At 64.8% G+C, this 18,396-nt stretch carries 15 protein-coding genes; 8 read left to right on the forward strand and 7 right to left on the reverse strand.

Annotation, left to right across the window (positions count from 1 at the left end; genetic code table 11):
- Positions 1-99 precede the first annotated feature (99 nt).
- The 7 genes from glgX to PC358_RS27825 all read right to left on the reverse strand — a co-directional run bounded on the left by glgX (position 100) and on the right by PC358_RS27825 (position 11,554).
- A complete protein-coding gene (glgX, locus tag PC358_RS00125; RefSeq protein WP_033696687.1) occupies positions 100-2,253 on the reverse strand; it encodes a glycogen debranching protein GlgX in 2,154 nt (717 codons plus the stop codon).
- Positions 2,254-2,427: 174 nt separating this feature from the next.
- Positions 2,428-2,676: a DUF2934 domain-containing protein gene (locus tag PC358_RS00130; RefSeq protein WP_033696691.1), complete on the reverse strand. Its 249-nt coding sequence runs from the start codon at positions 2,674-2,676 to the stop codon at positions 2,428-2,430.
- A 14-nt stretch (positions 2,677-2,690) separates the two neighbouring features.
- Positions 2,691-5,465: a malto-oligosyltrehalose synthase gene (locus PC358_RS00135; RefSeq protein WP_033696692.1), complete on the reverse strand. Its 2,775-nt coding sequence runs from the start codon at positions 5,463-5,465 to the stop codon at positions 2,691-2,693.
- Positions 5,462-7,531, reverse strand: a complete 2,070-nt coding sequence (gene malQ / locus PC358_RS00140; protein WP_033696693.1) for a 4-alpha-glucanotransferase — start codon at positions 7,529-7,531, stop codon at positions 5,462-5,464. Before malQ ends, PC358_RS00135 begins: the two co-directional genes overlap by 4 nt.
- On the reverse strand, positions 7,528-9,270 hold the full coding sequence (gene treZ / locus PC358_RS00145; RefSeq protein ID WP_033696694.1) for a malto-oligosyltrehalose trehalohydrolase: 1,743 nt from the start codon (positions 9,268-9,270) through the stop codon (positions 7,528-7,530). Before treZ ends, malQ begins: the two co-directional genes overlap by 4 nt.
- Positions 9,271-9,284: 14 nt before the next feature.
- Positions 9,285-10,844, reverse strand: coding sequence for a glycogen synthase GlgA (gene glgA / locus PC358_RS00150; RefSeq protein WP_033696695.1), 1,560 nt, complete (start codon positions 10,842-10,844; stop codon positions 9,285-9,287).
- 542 nt (positions 10,845-11,386) lie between these two features.
- Complete coding sequence (locus tag PC358_RS27825; protein ID WP_077068354.1) at positions 11,387-11,554, reverse strand: DUF6026 family protein; 168 nt, start codon at positions 11,552-11,554, stop codon at positions 11,387-11,389.
- Positions 11,555-11,719: 165 nt separating this feature from the next.
- Between PC358_RS27825 and gnd the strand changes: the two genes are divergently transcribed.
- From gnd to PC358_RS00185, 8 genes are all read left to right on the forward strand, one after another.
- Complete coding sequence (gene gnd / locus PC358_RS00155) at positions 11,720-12,742, forward strand: phosphogluconate dehydrogenase (NAD(+)-dependent, decarboxylating) (protein ID WP_276325163.1); 1,023 nt, start codon at positions 11,720-11,722, stop codon at positions 12,740-12,742.
- Positions 12,739-14,244 carry a glucose-6-phosphate dehydrogenase gene (zwf, locus tag PC358_RS00160; protein ID WP_033696698.1) on the forward strand — a complete coding sequence of 502 codons (1,506 nt, stop codon included), beginning with the start codon at positions 12,739-12,741 and terminating at the stop codon, positions 14,242-14,244. The genes gnd and zwf overlap by 4 nt, the downstream gene beginning before the upstream one ends.
- A 143-nt stretch (positions 14,245-14,387) precedes the next feature.
- A complete protein-coding gene (locus PC358_RS00165; protein WP_033696700.1) occupies positions 14,388-16,184 on the forward strand; it encodes a glycoside hydrolase family 15 protein in 1,797 nt (598 codons plus the stop codon).
- Between the two features lie 129 nt (positions 16,185-16,313).
- The gene (locus PC358_RS26715; RefSeq protein WP_077068355.1) at positions 16,314-16,592 is read left to right on the forward strand and encodes a type II toxin-antitoxin system RelE/ParE family toxin; all 279 of its coding nucleotides are present in this window, start codon (positions 16,314-16,316) and stop codon (positions 16,590-16,592) included.
- A gap of 15 nt (positions 16,593-16,607) precedes the next feature.
- Positions 16,608-16,895 carry a HigA family addiction module antitoxin gene (locus tag PC358_RS00170; protein WP_033696702.1) on the forward strand — a complete coding sequence of 96 codons (288 nt, stop codon included), beginning with the start codon at positions 16,608-16,610 and terminating at the stop codon, positions 16,893-16,895.
- Between the two features lie 60 nt (positions 16,896-16,955).
- Entirely contained in the window at positions 16,956-17,312 is a 357-nt protein-coding gene (locus tag PC358_RS00175; RefSeq protein ID WP_033696703.1) for a VOC family protein, read from the forward strand.
- Positions 17,312-17,932 carry a TetR/AcrR family transcriptional regulator gene (locus tag PC358_RS00180; RefSeq protein WP_033696704.1) on the forward strand — a complete coding sequence of 207 codons (621 nt, stop codon included), beginning with the start codon at positions 17,312-17,314 and terminating at the stop codon, positions 17,930-17,932. Before PC358_RS00175 ends, PC358_RS00180 begins: the two co-directional genes overlap by 1 nt.
- Positions 17,933-17,934: 2 nt before the next feature.
- Entirely contained in the window at positions 17,935-18,330 is a 396-nt protein-coding gene (locus tag PC358_RS00185; protein ID WP_033696705.1) for a DUF4440 domain-containing protein, read from the forward strand.
- Positions 18,331-18,396: the final 66 nt, after the last annotated feature.

Below are 18,396 nucleotides of genomic sequence, written 5' to 3' on the forward strand. Positions count from 1 at the left end.
AATTCAGCTCTGCGGCGAAGCTGAAATCCAGGGGCCGCTGCGCAGCCCTTTCGCGACGCAAGGCCGCTCCTACAAGGGACCGGTCAGGGCCCTTCGGGTTCACTCTTCCTCGCGTTGCAACACCATCAATAGCATCGAGCGCCCCTTCACCTCGAACGTGCTCTCGAACGCCAAGTGCTGCCCCTTGCGCAACTCTGGCCGGTCGGTATCCACCAGGCAGCTCCAGTAATCACCGTCAGGCACGGTCGGCAACTGGAACGGCACCACGTCATGATGGGCATTGACGATCAGCAGCACCGTCGCCTCGGCGCCTGGCCGGGCGATGCCGCTGACCTGGGCACGCCCGTCGATCAACATGCCCAGGCACCGGCCATGGGGGTCTTCCCATTGCTCGACGCTCATCTCGCTGCCATCCGGCGCCAACCAGGTGACATCCTTGACCCCGATCGCCTCGTTGTAGTCGCCCACCAGAAAGCGTGAGCGGCGCAGCACCGGGTAGGCCAGGCGCAGGCGGGTCAGGCGCTTGACGAAGGCCAGCAGCGCGGCGCCCTCGTCGTCCAGGTCCCAGTTGACCCAACCGATCTCGCTGTCCTGGCAATAGGCGTTGTTGTTGCCGTGCTGAGTGCGGCTGAACTCGTCGCCGGCGACGATCATCGGCGTGCCTTGGGCAAACAACAGGGTGGCGAAGTAGTTACGCATCTGGCGCATGCGCAGGGCATTGATTTCCGGGTCGTCGGTGGGGCCTTCGGCGCCACAGTTCCACGACAGGTTGTTGTCGGTGCCGTCCTGGTTGTTCTCGTCGTTGTCCTCGTTGTGCTTGTTGTTGTAGGACACCAGGTCGCGCAAGGTGAAACCATCGTGGGCGGTGACGAAATTGACCGAGGCATAGGGGCGCCGGCCGCGGTTGTTGAACATGTCGCCCGACGCGGTCATGCGCGAAGCGAAGTCGGCCAGCTGGCCTTCGTCACCTTTCCAGAACGCCCGCACGGTATCGCGGAAGCGGTCGTTCCACTCGGCCCAGCCGGGCGCGAAGTTGCCCACCTGGTAGCCACCGGGGCCGCAGTCCCAAGGTTCGGCAATCAGCTTGACCTGGCTCAGCATCGGGTCCTGGCGGCAGGCGACGAGGAACCCGTGGCGTTCGCTGTAGCCGTCATGGTAACGGCCAAGGATGGTCGCCAGGTCGAAGCGGAAGCCATCCACGTGCATCTCACCGGCCCAGTAACGCAGTGAGTCGGTGACCAGTTGCAGCACGCAAGGGTGGCTCAGGTCCAGGGTATTGCCGGTGCCCGAATCGTTGATGTAGTAACGCTTGTCATCGGGCATCAGGCGGTAGTAGGAGGCGTTGTCGATGCCGCGCATGGACAGCGTCGGGCCACGCTCGTTGCCTTCGGCAGTGTGGTTGTAGACCACATCCAGAATCACCTCCAGGCCGGCGTCATGCAGGTGCGCAACCATCTCCTTGAATTCGGCGATCTTGCCGCTGGCCAGGTAGCGGGGGTGGGGGGCGAAAAAGGCAATGCTGTTGTAGCCCCAGTAATTGTTGAGGCCCTTGTCCAGCAGGTGCTGGTCGTTGACGAAGGCGTGGATCGGCAGCAGTTCGATGCTGGAAACGCCCAGGTCCTTGATGTGCTTGAGCAACTCGTCATTGGCAAGGCCGGCGAAGGTCCCGCGCAGCGCTTCGGGCACCGCCGGGTGGCGCATGCTGATGCCGCGGGTATGGGCTTCGTAGAGGATGGTGCGCTCCCACGGTATCTGCACGCGCTGATCGCGGCCCCAGGTGAAGGCCGGGTCGATAACCTTGCATTTGGGCACGAAGGGCGCGCTGTCACGCTCATCGAACGACAGGTCGCCGTCGGGGTGGCCGATGGTGTAGCCGAACAGGGCCTCGGACCATTTCAGGCTGCCGACCAGTTGCTTGGCGTAGGGGTCGATCAGCAGTTTGTTGGGGTTGAAGCGGTGGCCGTTCTCGGGCTCGTAAGGGCCGTAGACGCGGTACCCGTAGACCAGGCCCGGGTGCGCGTCGGGCAGGTAGCCGTGGTAGATCTCGTCGGTGTACTCGGGCAGTTCGATGCGTTCGATTTCCTGTTCGCCGCTGGAGTCGAACAGGCACAGCTCAACCTTGGTGGCATTGGCCGAGAACAGGGCGAAGTTGACCCCAAGCCCGTCCCAGGTGGCGCCGAGGGGGAAGGGCATACCTTCGCGAATGCGCGATGGGGCGACTGACCGGGTTTTCTTCGGGATGCGGGGGCTCATGGCGGTCCTCGTGTGGCCGTGGTGAAGGGGGAAACAGTGCAGCGTCTGTGCCGTCTTCTTCGCGGGGCGAGTCGGATCGCCGCACCGCCGCTCCCACAGGGAGGGTGCAGGCCTGACTGTGTGGGAGCGGCGGTGCGGCGATCCGACTTGCCCCGCGAAGAGGCCGGTACAGGTTTAACCAGCAGCTGGCTTCTTCACCGCGCGAGGCTTCTTCACCGCTGCAGGTTTCTGAACCGGCTCTGCCGCTACCTTAGGCTTGGCCGGCGCTTTCTTGCGTGGCGCTGCCTTGGGTGCGAGCGCTTCAGCCTCGGCGAGCTTGCGCGCCATGTCCCAGTGGCGCTCCTCCTCACCGACCGGCTTACCTTCCGATTCCCAGATCTGGTAGGCAAATTCACGAATACGTTTTTCATCGACACTCATCATGACGCTCCTGATGCTCAAGATTGTTGTATCAACACATTGACTGGAAATTCCGACAGTACGGCGCTCAACGGCAGCTCCTTTGAAAGGCTGACCGCAGCACAGGGGAAAAGTCCCGTCGAGTTGGCAGGCGACAAGGCAAACGGCAGTATCAGCCGGGTGTCGTCCCAGTTATGGGCCGGGATCAACGGTGTAGGGGCGCTACCGAGCAGGCCGCTGGCCAGGCGCGGCGCAATCACGATGGCGCGCTCGTCGTCACCCAGGCGGGCGAAGGCCAGCACCTTGTCGGCATGCCGGCCCTGCACGGTCAGCGGCAGGTAGGCGCCACGGCGGAACAGTTCGGCATGCGCCTGGCGACAGTCCAGCACCCGCGCCACCAGCGCTTGCTTGATTCGGCCATCGCGCCAGTGCGCCAGCAGCTCGGCGACCGGCGTGGCGTCGTCCAGGGTGCGGCGCCTGCTGGCGTAGTCGACTGGGCGGCGGTTGTCGGGGTCGACCAGGCTGAAGTCCCAGTATTCATTGCCCTGGTACAGGTCGGGCACGCCGGGCACGGTCATGCGCAACAGCGCCTGGACCAGGCCGTTGAGCGCGCCTGGGCAGGCGATGAGCTGGGCGGCATCGGCCAGCGACTTGCGCAACTGCTGGTTTTCGCCATCGAGCAGCAGGCCATCGATGTAGCGTGCGCAGGCGGCCTCGTAGGCGTCGTTCGGGGCGCTCCAGCTGCTGCGCAACTTGGCTTCGCGCAGGGCCTTCTGCTGCCATTGCCGCAGGCGCTCGGCGTACTGGCGCAGTGCGCCGTCATCGTGTGGCTCAAGGCTCAGCGGCCAACTGCCCAGCAGCGTCTGCAGCAGCATCAGCTCATCACCGGGGCTGGGTGCCAGGCCATCGTCCAGTTGCGCCCGCAGGGGCGCCGCCAGCTCGCGCCAATGCTCCACGCGGCTGGCCAGCCACGGCCCGCGTTCGCTGAGCACCGCCAAGCGGGCGCGGGTGTCTTCGCCGCGTTTATGGTCGTGGGTAGCGGTGGCCAGCAGGCTGTCGGGGAAGTCGCGCAGGCGCCGCTGTGCCTCGTTATGGAAATACGCTGGGCCCGCGCTGAAGCGCTCGGCCTCGAAGCCCACGTCGTTACGCGACAGCAGCCGCGCACTGCGGTAGAAGGCGGTGTCTTCCACTGCCTTGGCGGCGCTGGGTGCGGTCAGTTGCTGGAACCGCACGCAGGCATGGCGCAGGTGCTTGCGCGGCCGGCCCGGTGGTAGGCCACGCCAAGGCTGGCCACCCAGCCATCGTTCGAGCTGTTCGAGCAGTGGCCAGTCTGCCTCGCCAAGGTCCTGGCGGGCAGCGGCCAAGGCCTGCTGGAAGAACGCTTCGTCCTCGGCTGGGCGGCCGCAGGCGTTGAAGTAGGTGCGGTACACCGGGTAATGCGCGACCAGCGCCTGCAAGGCCCGGCGGATGGCGCCAAGGGTCAGGTCACGCGTCATCAGGTCGTCGCGAGCCACTTGCAGCAACGCCTGGGCCACCGATTCGCAGTCACCGGCCAGGCTGGCGTTGAGCACCAGGTGGCGGGCCAGGCGCACCTCCTCGGTGAAGTCCGGGCGTTCGCTGACGTTGGCCCAGAGCTCGGTCAACGGCGCTTCGCCCGCCGGGTCGTGTTGCAGCAGCGAGACCTGGTTCATGAACTCGTAGCCGGTGGTGCCGTCGGTGAGCCAGTCGCGGTGCAGGTGTTCGTTGGCCCCGAGAATCTTCTCCACGTAGATCGGGAAGTGCTCCAGCGCCGCATGCAAGGGCCGCCGGGCCAGCAGGCCATCGACCCTTCGGCGCAGTTTGCGGCAATAGCCGCGTGGGTCGGCCAGGCCGTCGATATGGTCGATGCGCAGGCCGTCCACCAGGCCGCGTTCGATCAGTTCGAACAGCTTGGCGTGGGTGGCTTCGAATACCACGGCGCGCTCGACCCGCAGGCCGCCCAGCTCGTTGATATCGAAGAAGCGCCGCCAGTTGATGTCGTCGGCGGCGGTGCGCCAGCTGGCCAGGCGGTAGGTCTGGCGTTCGAGCAGCAGGTGCAGGCGCTTGAAACCGGCCTCGCTGCGGCTATCGAAAGCGAGCAGGGCCGCGTCGAGGTCGGCGCCGTCTTTTACCAGGCGCGCCAGTTCAGCCTGCAAGGGCAGGGCGTCGGCCAGCGGTTGGGCGCTGTCGTGCAGGGCAGTGAAATGCGCGGCCAACGCCTGCAAGGCGGGTTCGGGGCTTTGCGCGAGGATCCAGCCGTAGTCGATCGGGCAGATGGGGAACCGGTGTTCGTAGTGGGCAATCTGCAGCACACCGTGGTGCTTGTCGAAGGTCAGCGGCATATCGCCTTGCTTCAAGGCCGCCCCGTAATCGCTGCCCAGGAAGGGCAGCAGCAACTGGCCGGCCAGCAGCGGGTCGCTGGAGTGCCACTGGATATCGAAGAACGCCGCATACGGGCTACGCCGGCCCCAGGCCAGCAGGCTTTGCCACCACGGGTTGTCGGCGCCGCCCACGGCCATGTGGTTGGACACCGTGTCGAGGATCAGCCCCATGCCGTGCTGGCGCAGTGCGGCCACCAGGCGCTCCAGTGCAGCCTCACCGCCAAGCTCCGGGTTGACCTGGGTCGGGTCGACCACGTCGTAACCGTGGCGGGAGCCGGCGCGGGCCTTGAGAATCGGCGAGGCATACAGGTGGCTGATGCCTAACTGGGCAAAATACGGCACCAGCGGCACGGCGTGATCAAGGGTGAAGTCGCTGTGAAATTGCAGGCGCAGGGTCGCGGTCAAGGGCTTCATCGGTCACGCTCCCAGGCTTGTTCACGGGCCTGGGCCAGCAGCTCCAGGCGCCGTGCGGCGTCTTCGTCGTCGAGCAGTTCGCGCACCGGCAGGGCGAAGCGCCGGCGCCAATTGGGGTGCCCTTCGGTGGTGCCGGGCAGGTTGGGTTGTTCGTCGCAGCCCAGCAGGTCTTCAAGTGGCACCAGCACCAGCGGGGCGCGGGTATGGCCGACGTAGCGCAGGGCGGCATCGATAACCGCGTCGTTGTCGGGCAAGGGGCCGTAGTTGGCCTCCAGGGTGCGGCGCAGGCCGTCGTGTTCTTGCTGGCGCTCCTGGCGCCAATGGAGTTCGGTGGCGGCGTCGATCAACTGCAGGCGATGGCTCCAGTCGATGTCGCGGTTCTGCAGCCAGCCGGCCAGCGGGGCCAGGTCGTGGGTGCCGGTGGTGGCCAGGGCGCTGTCCGGCCAGTCGAGAATGGGCCTGAAGTGGCCGGGTTGGGTCTGCTCGAAGGGCAGCACACGCATGCCCAGCACGGCCTTGTCGGCCAAGTGTTCGCGCAGGCCTTCGGGCACGGTGCCGAGGTCTTCGCCGAGGATGATCGCCTGGTGGCGCACCGACTCCAGCGCCAGCAGGCGCAGCAGGTCTTCGAGGGGGTAGTTCAGGTATGCGCCCTCGCTGGGCTTGGCGCCCCGGGGGATCAGCCACAGCCGACGCAGGCCCATGACGTGGTCGATGCGCAGTCCACCGGCATGGGCCATGTTGGCCCTCAGCATCTCGATGAAGGCGCGGTAGCCATTGCGCTTGAGGCCTTCTGGGGAGAACGCGCAAATGCCCCAGTCCTGCCCCGAGCGGTTGAGAATGTCGGGCGGCGCGCCGACCTTGAGGTTGGCCAGCAACTCGTCTTGGCGGCTCCAGGCCTGGCTGCCGGCACCGTCGGCGCCTACCGCCAGGTCGGCGATCAGGCCGACGGCCATGCCATTGCCACGGGCGGCCTCCTGGGCTCGTTGCAGGCTGCGTTCGGTCAGCCATTGGCAGAAGGCGTGGAACTCGACCTTGGCCGGGTAGGCATTGGCGAAGGCTTCGACCTCGGCGTGGTAGGGGTCGTGCCAGGCACTGTGCCACTTGCGCCAGTCGGCGCCCAGGCCATGCTCCACCGCTTGTGCCTGCAGCACCTCGAAGCGGCAGTGGTGCTCCAGGGCCTGGCCGGCGGCTTCGCGGTAGCTGTCGAAGTCCTTGCGCAGCGGGTGATCGCCCTGGCTGAAGTCCTGGTACAGCGCTTCGAGCAGGCGCAGGCGGGCACTGGCAGCGCGGGGCCAGTCGACCAGCGGGCGTTGCTCCAGGTCTTCGAGCTGCTGCTGCAGCCCGCAGGCTTCGATGGCCATGCGCACGGCGCGCTCGCCAAACAGCGCGGCCGGGCTGGCATAAAGGCTGTTGAGCAGCAGGCGGCTGGAGGGCGAGTAGGGGCTGTAGTGCTGCTGGTCGATGGACGACAGGGCGTGGATCGGGCTGATGGCCAAGGCGTCCGCACCGCGCTCGGCGGCCGTACGCGCCAGTTGCTCCAGCGCCAGGCAATCGCCGTAGCCGCCATCGCCGCTGCGGCGCAGGCTGTACAGCTGCACGGCCAGGCCCCAGCAGCGCGGCGGCGGTTGCGGCACGCTGTCTTCGAGGCTGTAGCAGCGCGACGGCGCCACCGCCACGGTGAAGGTGCGGCCGTCGATTTCCAGGCTGTGGTAGCCCAAGGGCAGTTCGCCGGGCAGGCGAGCCTGGCTGTCCAGTGCCAGGCTGTGCTGGCTGTGGTCTTCCAAGGTGCAACGCACCGCGCTGCCTGCGCTGAAATAGCGGTGCAGGGCCAGCGGTTGGCCCAGCTCGACGGTCAGCAAGGGCGGCAGGTGCTCGCTGTCCTCGGCGGCCTCCACAGCGCGCAGGCTGGCCTGGATGGCGGTCTCGTCGGCGGCGGGGTGGCCCAAACCTTCGAGGACGTTGCGCAGTACGGCGTCACTGACTTGCTGGGGCCGGGCGTTGGCATCGATCCAGTCACGGCTGAGCCCGACGCGGGCCGCCAGACGGTGCAGGGCGGTTTCGCTCATGGGCGCTCCTGGCCAGGGGGAATCAGGCTGACCACGCAGCTGTACGCGGCCAGATGGGTATCGGGGTGGCGGTTGTCACTGCTGTCGAACAGCCGTGTTGCGGCAGGGGGTAGTTCCACGGCTTGGGGGCTTGCGGCCAGGTTCAAGTCGATGCGCAAGGTGTTGCCATCGCCCAGCCGCCAGCGTGCGCTGAGCGCTTTGTCGCCGTGCACGTCGGCGCCCAGCGCACGGCTGCCAGGCAGGTGCGGGATGACATGGCGACGGCGCAGGTCGAGCAACTGCTGATAGAGGCCGTGCCAGCCGGCAATGACCTCGTTGTGCTGCGGGCGTGATGACTCGAATGTCTGCTCGGCGTTGGGGTCGGGAATGCGCTCACGCTGCGCGGGGTCGGCAAATGCGGTGAAGTGGGCGAATTCGCCGCGTCGGCCTTCGCGCACGGCATCGGCCAGTTCATCGTGAAAGTCGGTAAAGAACAGGAACGGGCGGCAACTGCCGTCATCGTCGCCCATGAACAGCAGCGGGATCATCGGCGCCAGCAGCAGCAGGCCCGTGGCCGCACGCAGGGCTGGCGGCGGGCACAGGCGGGTCAGGCGTTCACCCAGGGCGCGGTTGCCGATCTGGTCGTGGTTCTGCAAGAACAGCACGAACGCGCTCGGCGCCAGGTGCCCACTGGGTTCACCGCGCGGCTCGCCATGGCGGTTGGCCTGGCCCTGGAACACGAAGCCTTCCGACAGGCAGCGGGCGAGCTGGTCGATGGGGCGCTGTTTGTAGTCGGCGTAATAGCCTTCGGTTTCGCCGGTCAGCAGCACGTGCAGGGCGTTGTGGCCGTCGTCATTCCACTGCGCGTCGAAACCTTGCTCCAGCAAAAAGGCCTGGTTGTGCTCGTTCTCCAGCACCAGCCACACATGCCGGCCAGGCTCCACCGCAGCGCGTACCCGTTGCGCCAGCTCGACGAGAAAGTCTGGCTGGTCGATGGCGTGCACCGCATCCAGGCGCAGGCCGTCGCAGCGGTAGTCGCACAGCCACATCAGGGCGTTCTGGATGAAGAACTCGCGCACCTCGGCGCGGCGGAAGTCGATGGCCGCGCCCCACGGCGTCTGCTGGTCTTCGCGGAAAAACGGGCTGGCGTACTGGTGCAGGTAATTACCGTCCGGGCCGAAGTGGTTGTAGACCACGTCCACCAGCACCATCAACCCTTCGCCATGGGCCTTGTCGACCAGCGCGCACAGCTGCTGCGGACTGCCGTAGGTATTCTGCGGCGCGAACGGCAGCACGCCGTCGTACCCCCAGTTGCGTTCACCCGGAAACTGCCCCAGCGGCATCAATTCGACAGCACTGATGCCGATGGCGGCCAGGCGTGGCAGTTGCCGGGCAACCCCGGCATAGCCGCCCAGCACGCCGACGTGCAATTCCTGAATGACCGCTTCGTGCCACGGGCGGCCCTGCCAGGGGTGTTGCCAGTCGTAGCTGGCCACATCCACCAGTTCGCTCGGCCCCTGCACGCCCTCGGGCTGGTAGCGCGACGCGGGGTCCGCTACCTGCAGTTTGCCGTCGATCCGATAGTGATAGCGATCGCCGGCCTGGCACGGGGCGGTGCCGGTGTACCAGCCATCATTGTCGGGCAGCAGCTCGACCGGCGGCTGCTGCTCGATTTCCACGCTCACGCTGCGCGCATCAGGCGCCCAGAGGGCGAAGCGCGCCGACGTGGCGTCCAACAACTGTGCGCCATGCCTGTGCATCTTCGATTCTCCGCTCAGTTGTGGCTGAACTGTGCCTGCTTGACCAAGTCCTCATAGAGGCGAGCGTAGGGTTCCACCGCCTGGCACCAGTTGAACGGCTGGGTCATCGACAGGCAGCGCATGGCGTTGAGCAAGTCTTTCTTGCCGTACACATAGAAGGCGCGGCTCAGCGCTTCGCGGTAGCTCTCGACGGTCGATTCGTTGAACAGAAAACCCGTGACCCCACACTCGATGGTATCGGCCAGGCCGCCGGTGTTGCGCGCCACCGGCAGTGAACCGAAGCGCTGCGCGTACATCTGGCTCAGGCCGCATGGTTCATAGCGCGACGGCATCAGCAGGAAGTCGCTGCCGGCGAACATGCGCCGCGCGTCGGTCTCGTTGAAACCGATGCGCACGCCGATACGGCCCGGGTGGCGCAGCGCCAGTTCGCGCATGGCCTGTTCTTCTTCCGGCTCACCACGGCCGATGATCGCGATCTGCCCGCCTTGCTCGACGATGTAGTCGGCCACACCCAGGGTCAGGTCGAGGCCTTTCTGGTAGACCAGGCGCGAGACCACGGCAAACAGCGGCCCCTCGGAGGGTTCGAGCTCGAACAGCTGGCGCACGGCTTCTGCGTTGCGCGCCTTACCGTCCCAGTCATTGATGCTGAAGTTGTGTTGCAGGTGCTTGTCGGTGGCCGAGTCCCAGCTTTCGTCGATGCCGTTGGGGATCCCGCCCAGCAGGCCTTGCTGGGCCTTGGCCGCAAGGAAACCGTCCAGGCCGCAGCCAAACTCGGGGGTGGTGATTTCCCGGGCATAGGTGGCGCTGACCGTGGTGATGTGGCTGGAGTAGGCCAGGCCGGCCTTGAGGAACGACAGCTTGCCGTAGAACTCCATGCCTTCCTGCTGCATGGCGTGCTCGGGGATTGCCAGCTCCGGGCTGCAGCCACGGCTGTAGACGCCCTGGTAGGCCAGGTTGTGGATGGTGAACAGGGTCGGCGTGTTCAGCCCGCGCCAGTGCATGTAGGCCGGGGCCAGGCCTGCAGGCCAGTCGTGGGCGTGCACCACTTCGGGCTTCCAGTGGATCATGCCTTCGCCGGCAGCAATCTCGGCTGCAGCCAGGCCCAGGCGGGCGAAGCGGATATGGTTGTCGGGCCAGTCGCGGCCATTGTTGGCACCATAGGGAGTGCCGTCACGCTGGTACAGCTCAGGGCAGATCAACACATAGATGACCAGGCCATCGGCCAGGTCCATACGGCCGATCTTGCACGGCGGCAGTGCGGCGTGGCCGCCCAATTCGCCGACGATGTGAATCGGGTTGTCGCTCTCCATCACCTGGCGATAGCCGGGGATCAATACGCGCACATCGTGCAGGTGCGCCAAGGCGCGGGGCAGGGCGGCAGAGACGTCGCCCAGGCCGCCGGTCTTGACCAAGTCGGCGATTTCAGAGGTGACGAACAGGATCTTGCGTTTGTTCGGGTTGTGCTGGCGCTGTGCGCCGGGTGCCTTGCCTGTCGTGGCGAATTCCGGGGTAAGCGGCTCGCGGTTGTCCGGTTTGAATGACTCTACGTGAGGCTCGACAGCGGCACTGATCATACTTCTCTCCGTCCCTATGCTTGGCCGGGTGCTGGCACCCGCGGCGTTATCTCGTGTTGGTTCTCTCTGGTTCAAATCCGTGTAGTGCTATCCATGCCCCTGAGTCGTGCGCGCAGGCACAGCGCGATCAGCATTCCGGCCGAAGGCGATTGGACTGAATGGGGTTGGTGGGCCGAAGCGGGGGAGGTCCCTTTGCATTTGGCCTACTTAGTTCCTGACCCACCGCCGTTTGTGAAAGTTCGACTTTTTTACGTCACTCTTCCTATGAGCAAATGGCGGGCCGAAAGCTGAGTGTAGGAGAGAAGAAGTAAAAAAGGTGACCCACTGGTCACTTTCGTTATGGCCGGTTTAGACGCAAACGTTGGCGTCTGCGACCCGATGTGAACGGGGTGCTCGAGGGTAGGGCACAGGGTTTCAGACGCGCATCATTTCGTCGCGCAGAGAACGGGGATGCCCTGTTTTGGTGCGCCCGCAGAGGCAAGCGGAGAGGGGGAGGTACAGCAGCGTGGGAGCCGGTCAGCCCCCACCGGGGAAGGTCACGATCAGAGATTGATAGCTTTGTCGCCGGAGCGAGCTTGCTCAAGCATCATGTGCAACTGAGCGACCTGCTGACGCAACTGGTCACGTTCGTCTTTCAACTTACGCAGCTCATCACGGCGTACGGAGACATAGAGGGTCTGGGTTGGAGTAGCAGGCATCAAGGTACCCATGAGCACACCTCGCGGTTTTGGCTGGTGACAGTTAAAGCGTAGTCGCTTCACGCGGGGCGCATTCTGAATTCTTTCGCCGCCCATGGGAACTTTTTTGTTTATCGTGGTCTCGCCGTTCGTCGCTGAACCCTTGGGCGGTACGCTGGACTAATCTGAAACGCTTAACTGCATCATCATCCATTTTCGAAACGGGAGCATCGGCTCATGCAACTGGGAATCGTCGGGCTGGGCCGCATGGGCGGCAATATCGCAAGGCGCCTGATGGGCGCCGGCCATCGCACCGTGGTGCACGACCGCAACCGCGACGCCGTCGTCGGGCTGGAGGGCGAGGGCGCACAAGGTGCCCACGACCTCGGCGCCCTGGTGCAAAAACTCAAGGCCCCGCGTGCGGTGTGGGTGATGTTGCCGGCCGGTGACCCTACCGAGCAGACCATTGCCCAACTGGCCGACCTGCTGGAACCGGGCGATGCGATCATCGACGGTGGCAACACCTTCTATAAAGACGACATGCGCCGTGCCGCCGATCTGGCCAAACGTGGCCTGCACTATCTGGACGTGGGCACCTCTGGCGGCGTGTGGGGGCTGGAGCGTGGCTACTGCATGATGATCGGGGGCGAAAAGGACGTGTTCGAGCGCCTCGAGCCGCTGTTCAAGGCCTTGGCGCCCGGCGTCGGCGACATCCCGCGTACCCATGGCCGCGAGGGCGAGTACCAGCGCGCCGAGCATGGCTACATCCACGCAGGCCCACCCGGTGCCGGGCACTACGTGAAAATGGTGCACAACGGCATCGAGTACGGCCTGATGCAAGCCTACGCCGAAGGCTTCGACTTGCTGCGCAGCAAGGGCGGCAACGAGCTGCCCGAAGACCAGCGCTTTGACCTCGATGTGGCCGAGATCGCTGAAGTCTGGCGCCGCGGCAGTGTGGTCACGTCCTGGTTGCTGGACCTTACCGCCGACGCGCTGGTGGCCGACCCGCAGTTGGCGCAGTTCAGTGGTTCGGTGTCCGACAGTGGCGAGGGCCGCTGGACCATCGATGCCGCCGTGGAGCAGGCCGTGCCAGTGCCGGTGCTGTCCAGCGCGCTGTTCGCCCGCTTCCGTTCGCGTCAGCAGCAGGGCACGTATGGCGACAAGATGCTCTCGGCCATGCGCCTGGGCTTTGGTGGGCATGTCGAGAAGAAAGGCGAATGACTAAACAGACGATCCCTGCAGCGCCTCCCTGCACCCTGTTTCTGTTCGGCGCCAATGGCGACCTGGTCAAGCGCCTGCTGATGCCGGCGCTGTACAACCTCAGCCGTGACGGGTTGCTGGACCGCAACCTGCGCATCGTTGGCGTCGATCACAATGCCGCCACCGCCGAGGCGTTCGCCGAGCGCCTGCACGCCTTCATGCTGGAGCGTGACAAGGGCGGCGAGGGCAGCGCCAAGTGCCTGGACGAAAAACGGTGGGCGCGGCTGGCCAAACGGCTGGACTACCAGACCGGCGACTTTCTTGATCCGGCCACGTACCAGGCGATTGCCAAGCGCATCGAAGCGACCCGTCATGGCAACGCGATCTTCTACCTGGCCACCTCGCCACGTTTCTTCCCCGAAGTGGCCCTGCGCCTGGGCCAGGCCGGCCTGCTCGACGAGTCGGCCGGTGGCTTTCGTCGCGTCGTGGTGGAGAAACCCTTTGGCACTGACCTTGCCAGCGCCGAGGCACTCAACGCCTGTTTGCTGAAGGTGATGGGCGAGCGGCAGATCTACCGCATCGACCATTACCTGGGTAAAGAGACGGTGCAGAACATTCTGGTCAGCCGCTTCTCCAACGGGCTGTTCGAGTCGTTCTGGAACAACCACTACATCGACCATGTGCAGATCACCGCCGCCGAGACCGTCGGCGTCGAAACCCGCGGTGCGTTCTATGACAACACCGGGGCCCTGCGCGACATGGTCCCCAATCACCTGTTCCAGTTGCTGGCGATGGTCGCCATGGAGCCTCCGGCCGCCTTTGGCGCCGATGCCGTGCGCGGCGAAAAGGCCAAGGTGGTCGGCGCCATTCGCCCGTGGTCGGCGAAGATGGCGCTGAAAAACTCGGTGCGAGGCCAGTACACGGCGGGCAAGCTGGGGCGCAAGCGCTTGCCCGGCTATCGCCAGGAAGCCAATGTCGGCGAAGACAGCCAGACCGAGACCTACGTGGCACTCAAGGTGATGATCGACAACTGGCGCTGGGCCGGCGTGCCGTTCTACCTGCGTACCGGCAAGCGCATGAGCGTGCGCGACACCGAGATCGCCATCTGCTTCAAGCCCGCGCCCTATGCGCAGTTCCGCGAGTCGGAGCTGGAGCGGCCCAAGCCCAACTACCTGAAGATCCAGATCCAGCCCAATGAGGGCATGTGGTTCGACCTGCAGGCCAAGCGCCCGGGGCCTGAGCTGGTGATGGAGAACGTCGAGCTGGGCTTTGCCTACAAGGACTTCTTCAAGATGACCCCGGCGACGGGCTACGAAACCTTGATCTACGACTGCCTGACCGGTGACCAGACGCTGTTCCAGCGGGCCGACAACATCGAGAACGGCTGGCGCGCGGTGCAGCCCTTTCTCGATGCCTGGGCCAAGGATGGCGAAGTGCACGAATACCCGGCAGGTGAAGATGGGCCAGAGGCTGGCAATGAACTGCTGACCCGTGACAGGCGGGAATGGCACCGTTTGGGGTGACCTGATCAAGTTGGGTTGCCAGTGCCGGCCTCTTCGCGGGGCAAGCCCGCTCCCACTGGTGCGGTGTTGTACCTGTGGGAGCGGGCTTGCCCCGCGAAGAGGCCGACCCAGGCGACCAACCGGCTCAACCGAAAGGAGACTCAATGCCCGCCCACATCGAAGACTACGCCTTGCTCGGCAATTGCCGCAGCGCCGCCCTGGTCAGCCGCGATGGCTCCATTGACTGGCTGTGCCTGCCCGGCTTCGATGCCCCCGCCGTGTTTGCAGCCCTGCTGGGCAATGAAGAAAACGGCCGCTGGCGCCTGGCCCCTTGCGACCCGGTCGAGCACACCAGCCGGCAATACCTGGAGGACACCCTGGTGCTTGAAACCACCTGGGTCACCGCCTCTGGTCGGGCGCGCGTGCTCGACCTGATGCCCCTGGGCGAGGTCAACTCGGTCGTGCGCATCGTCGAAGGCCTGGCCGGCGAAACCAGCTTCGAGATGGACCTGGTGCTGCGTTTCGACTACGGGCGCAGCGTGCCTTGGGTAGAAAAGCTCGACCCCCTGACCCTCAGCGCCGTAGCCGGCCCTGACCGCCTGATCCTGTGCAGCACGGTCCCCTCGCACGCACGTGACCACCACACTGTCGCACGCTTTCGTGTCGGTGCCGGCCAACGTCAGGTGTTCAGCATGCGCCACCAACCCTCGCACCTGCCTGTGCAGCCCGATTGCGATGTCGAGGCGGCGCTGGCGCAAACCATCAACCAATGGCAGGCCTTTGCCGCCCGCTGCCCGGAGGTCGGTCCCTACACCGCCCTGGTGCGGCGCTCGCTGCTCACGCTTAAGGCCATGACCTACGCGCCCACCGGCGGCATCGTCGCCGCTGTCACCACCTCGCTGCCCGAGCGCATAGGTGGCGAACGCAACTGGGACTACCGCTTCTGCTGGCTGCGCGACGCCACCATGACCCTGCTGGCGTTCATGAACCTGGGCTACTTCGACGAAGCCCAGGCCTGGCGCGAATGGCTGTTGCGTTCGGTGGCCGGCAACCCCGAACAGATGCAGATCATGTACGGCCTGGCTGGCGAGCGTGACCTGCAGGAGTACACCCTGCCATGGTTGGCCGGTTACGAGCACTCGCAGCCGGTGCGGGTGGGCAACGCGGCGGCCGGGCAGGTGCAATTGGATATCTACGGCGAGCTGGCCGATGCCATGACCCAGGCGATCAAAGGCGGTTTGCCCCGCCACCCACGCAGCGCCGCGATTGCCCGCTTGATCCTGCCGTATGTGGAGCGCATCTGGCGAGACCCGGACGAAGGTATCTGGGAAGTTCGCGGTGGCAGGCAGCATTTCGTGCATTCCAAGGTCATGGCCTGGGTGGCGTTCGACCGCGCGGCGGGGTTGGCCGAAACCACCGAAGAGGATCGCGAGCGCGGGCGGCATTACCGCCAGGTGGCAGACGAGATTCGCCGTGAGGTGTGCGAGCGCGGGCTGGATCCGAGCGGGGCGTTTTTTGTCCAGGCCTACGGCGCCAACGAAATGGACGCCAGCCTGTTGCAGATCGCATTGACCGGCTTTCTGCCGGCGGAAGACCCACGGTTTTTGCGTACGCTGGCAGAAATCGAAAAGCGGCTGCTGAAAAATGGCCTGTTGTTGCGCTACGACACCGACAGCTGCAGCGACGGCCTGACCCCTGGGGAGGGCACCTTCCTGGTGTGTTCGTTCTGGCTGGCCGATGTCTATGTCCTGTTAGGCCGGCAAGCCCAGGCACAGGCCCTGTACGAACGCTTGAGCGGCCTGTGCAACGACTTGGGGTTGCTGGCGGAGCAGTACGACCCGGCAGGCAAGCGAATGCTGGGCAACTTCCCCCAAGCGTTCAGCCATATCGGCATCATCAACACGGCGCTGAACCTGCACCGCGCGCAGTGCCCGGTGCGCGATCGGGCGCGTTGTGGTTAGCGTGCCCATTGTGGAGGATTTCAGGTCTTAATAAATGTGTGACGCATCGAGTCACATATGTTACTTTGCTGTGTGTGAAGCGTGGGGTCACACTTAGCCCGTCTCCCAAATGGACACGGCGAGCTACCCATGATCATCAGTTTTCGGCACAAGGGATTACGAATCCTTCATGAAACGGGCAATACCCGAGGGGTCCAGGCCGCTCACATACAGCGTTTGAAGCGTCAGTTGCAATTTCTCGATCGCGCCATGACGGCACAAGACGTGAGCCTTCCAGGATGGCACTTGCACTCGCTCAAGGGTGACTTGTCAGGCTTCTGGTCAATCAGCGTCTCTGGTAACTGGCGACTGACTTTTCGTTTTACAGGTTCGGATGTCGAGCTGGTTGATTACCTTGATTATCACTGAACAGGAGGGCTGACCATGCCTTTGCACAATCCGCCACACCCCGGCGAAAGCTTGCGTGAGGATGTTCTGCCGGCGCTAGGCCTGACGGTGAAAGCCTTTGCGTCGCACCTTGGGTTCTCGCGTGAAGCGCTTTCGCGGGTGTTGCATGGCCGTGCGGCAATGTCGCCAGACCTGGCATTACGCCTGGAGATGGCGGGTATCAGTACGGCCAGGCTGTGGTTGGCCATCCAGGCCGATTACGACATCTGGCAGGCGCGGCACCGCCAGCAGCCTGTGATCACGCGGTTGTTCCAGGCTGCCTGATTCGATTGAGCGAAACGACCGGAGTAGACTAGGGCAATTACCTCTCGGCAAGGAGCACGCATGAGCGTTCGTGGCCACGATCGGCAGATCGACAACATCGAATTCAATGTCAGCGATATCGCACGGAGCAAGGCCTTTTATGGCAGCATCTTCGGCTGGCGCTTCACCGATTACGGCCCTGCCTACACTGAATTCAGCGATGGTCGGCTGACGGGTGGCTTTACTACAGGCGAGCCGGTACGCCCGGGTGGCCCGCTGGTCATCCTGTACGCCGACGACCTCGACGCCACGCAGCAGCGGGTCGAGGCCGCCGGTGCGCAGATCAGCCGTGCCACGTTCTCGTTCCCCGGCGGGCGAAGGTTCCACTTCGTCGACCCGGACGGCTATGAACTGGCGGTGTGGACGGCCCAAGCTTGATGGCCAACCACAAGATCGAGATCCGCCGGCGCAACATCGAGAAGATTCTCCAGGCTGCAGAAAAGGTGTTCGCCGAGAAAGGCTATGGTGCCACCTCGATGGGCGATATCGCCGAGCAGGCCGAGTTGCCGCGCTCCAACCTTCATTACTACTTCAGCACCAAGGACGACCTGTTCCGCGCCGTGCTGCAGGACCTGCTGGATGTGTGGAAGCAGGATGCGCTGTGTTTCGAGAACTTCGATGACCCACGTGTGGTGCTCACCAGCTACATCCGCGCCAAGATGGGCCATTCGCGTTCACGCTCGTTGGGCTCGAAAATCTGGGCTGAAGAAATGCTGCACGGCGCGCCCGTGCTGGGCGTGAGCCTGGACGAAAGCCTGGTGCCCTGGGCGAAGCTGAAGGAGACCAAGATTCGCCGTTGGGTGGAAGACGGGCGCATCCTGCCGGTAGAGCCGTCTGCGCTGTTGTACATGATCTGGGCATCGACCCAGCACTATGCCGACTTTGGCTATCAAGTGGCGTTGCTCAATGGCGGCGAGCCCTTGTCGGATATGGCATTCGAAAACGCGGTGCAGACGGTGACCAGTGTCATCCTGCGTGGCATTGGCCTGGAGCCTTGAACATGACGTTGAGTGAACGTGCGGTACGCAGCATCCACGATGTACATGATCTGATCCATGCAGTATTCACCCGACCCGCTGCGCGAACCGAGGCGCTTCGCAGCGAGTTGATGGCGGTGTTTGCCGACAACTTCAGTATGGTCACCACGGCGGGCGCGATCGTTGATCGGCAGCAGGTGGGGCAGTTGTTCGAGCGGGGGGCCGGGGCTCGGCCAGGGCTGGAAATCGAGGTCAGTGACGTGCAGGTAGTGTGGCAGGCGGGGGCGAGTGTGGCGGTGCGCTACAAGGAGACGCACCGGTTGCAGGGGCAGGAGACTGCGCGGTATTCGTTGGCCATTGTGGAGTGTGACGAGCAGCGGGTGGTGTGGGTGTACCTGCATGAGACAGCGGTGGCTTGACCAGAGATGGGGCCGCTTCACAGCCTTTCGCGGGGCAAGCCCGCTCCCACAGGATTTCTGCCTGCC

It is taken from the genome of Pseudomonas capeferrum (assembly GCF_000731675.1).
Taxonomy (GTDB): Bacteria; Pseudomonadota; Gammaproteobacteria; order Pseudomonadales; family Pseudomonadaceae; genus Aquipseudomonas; species Aquipseudomonas capeferrum.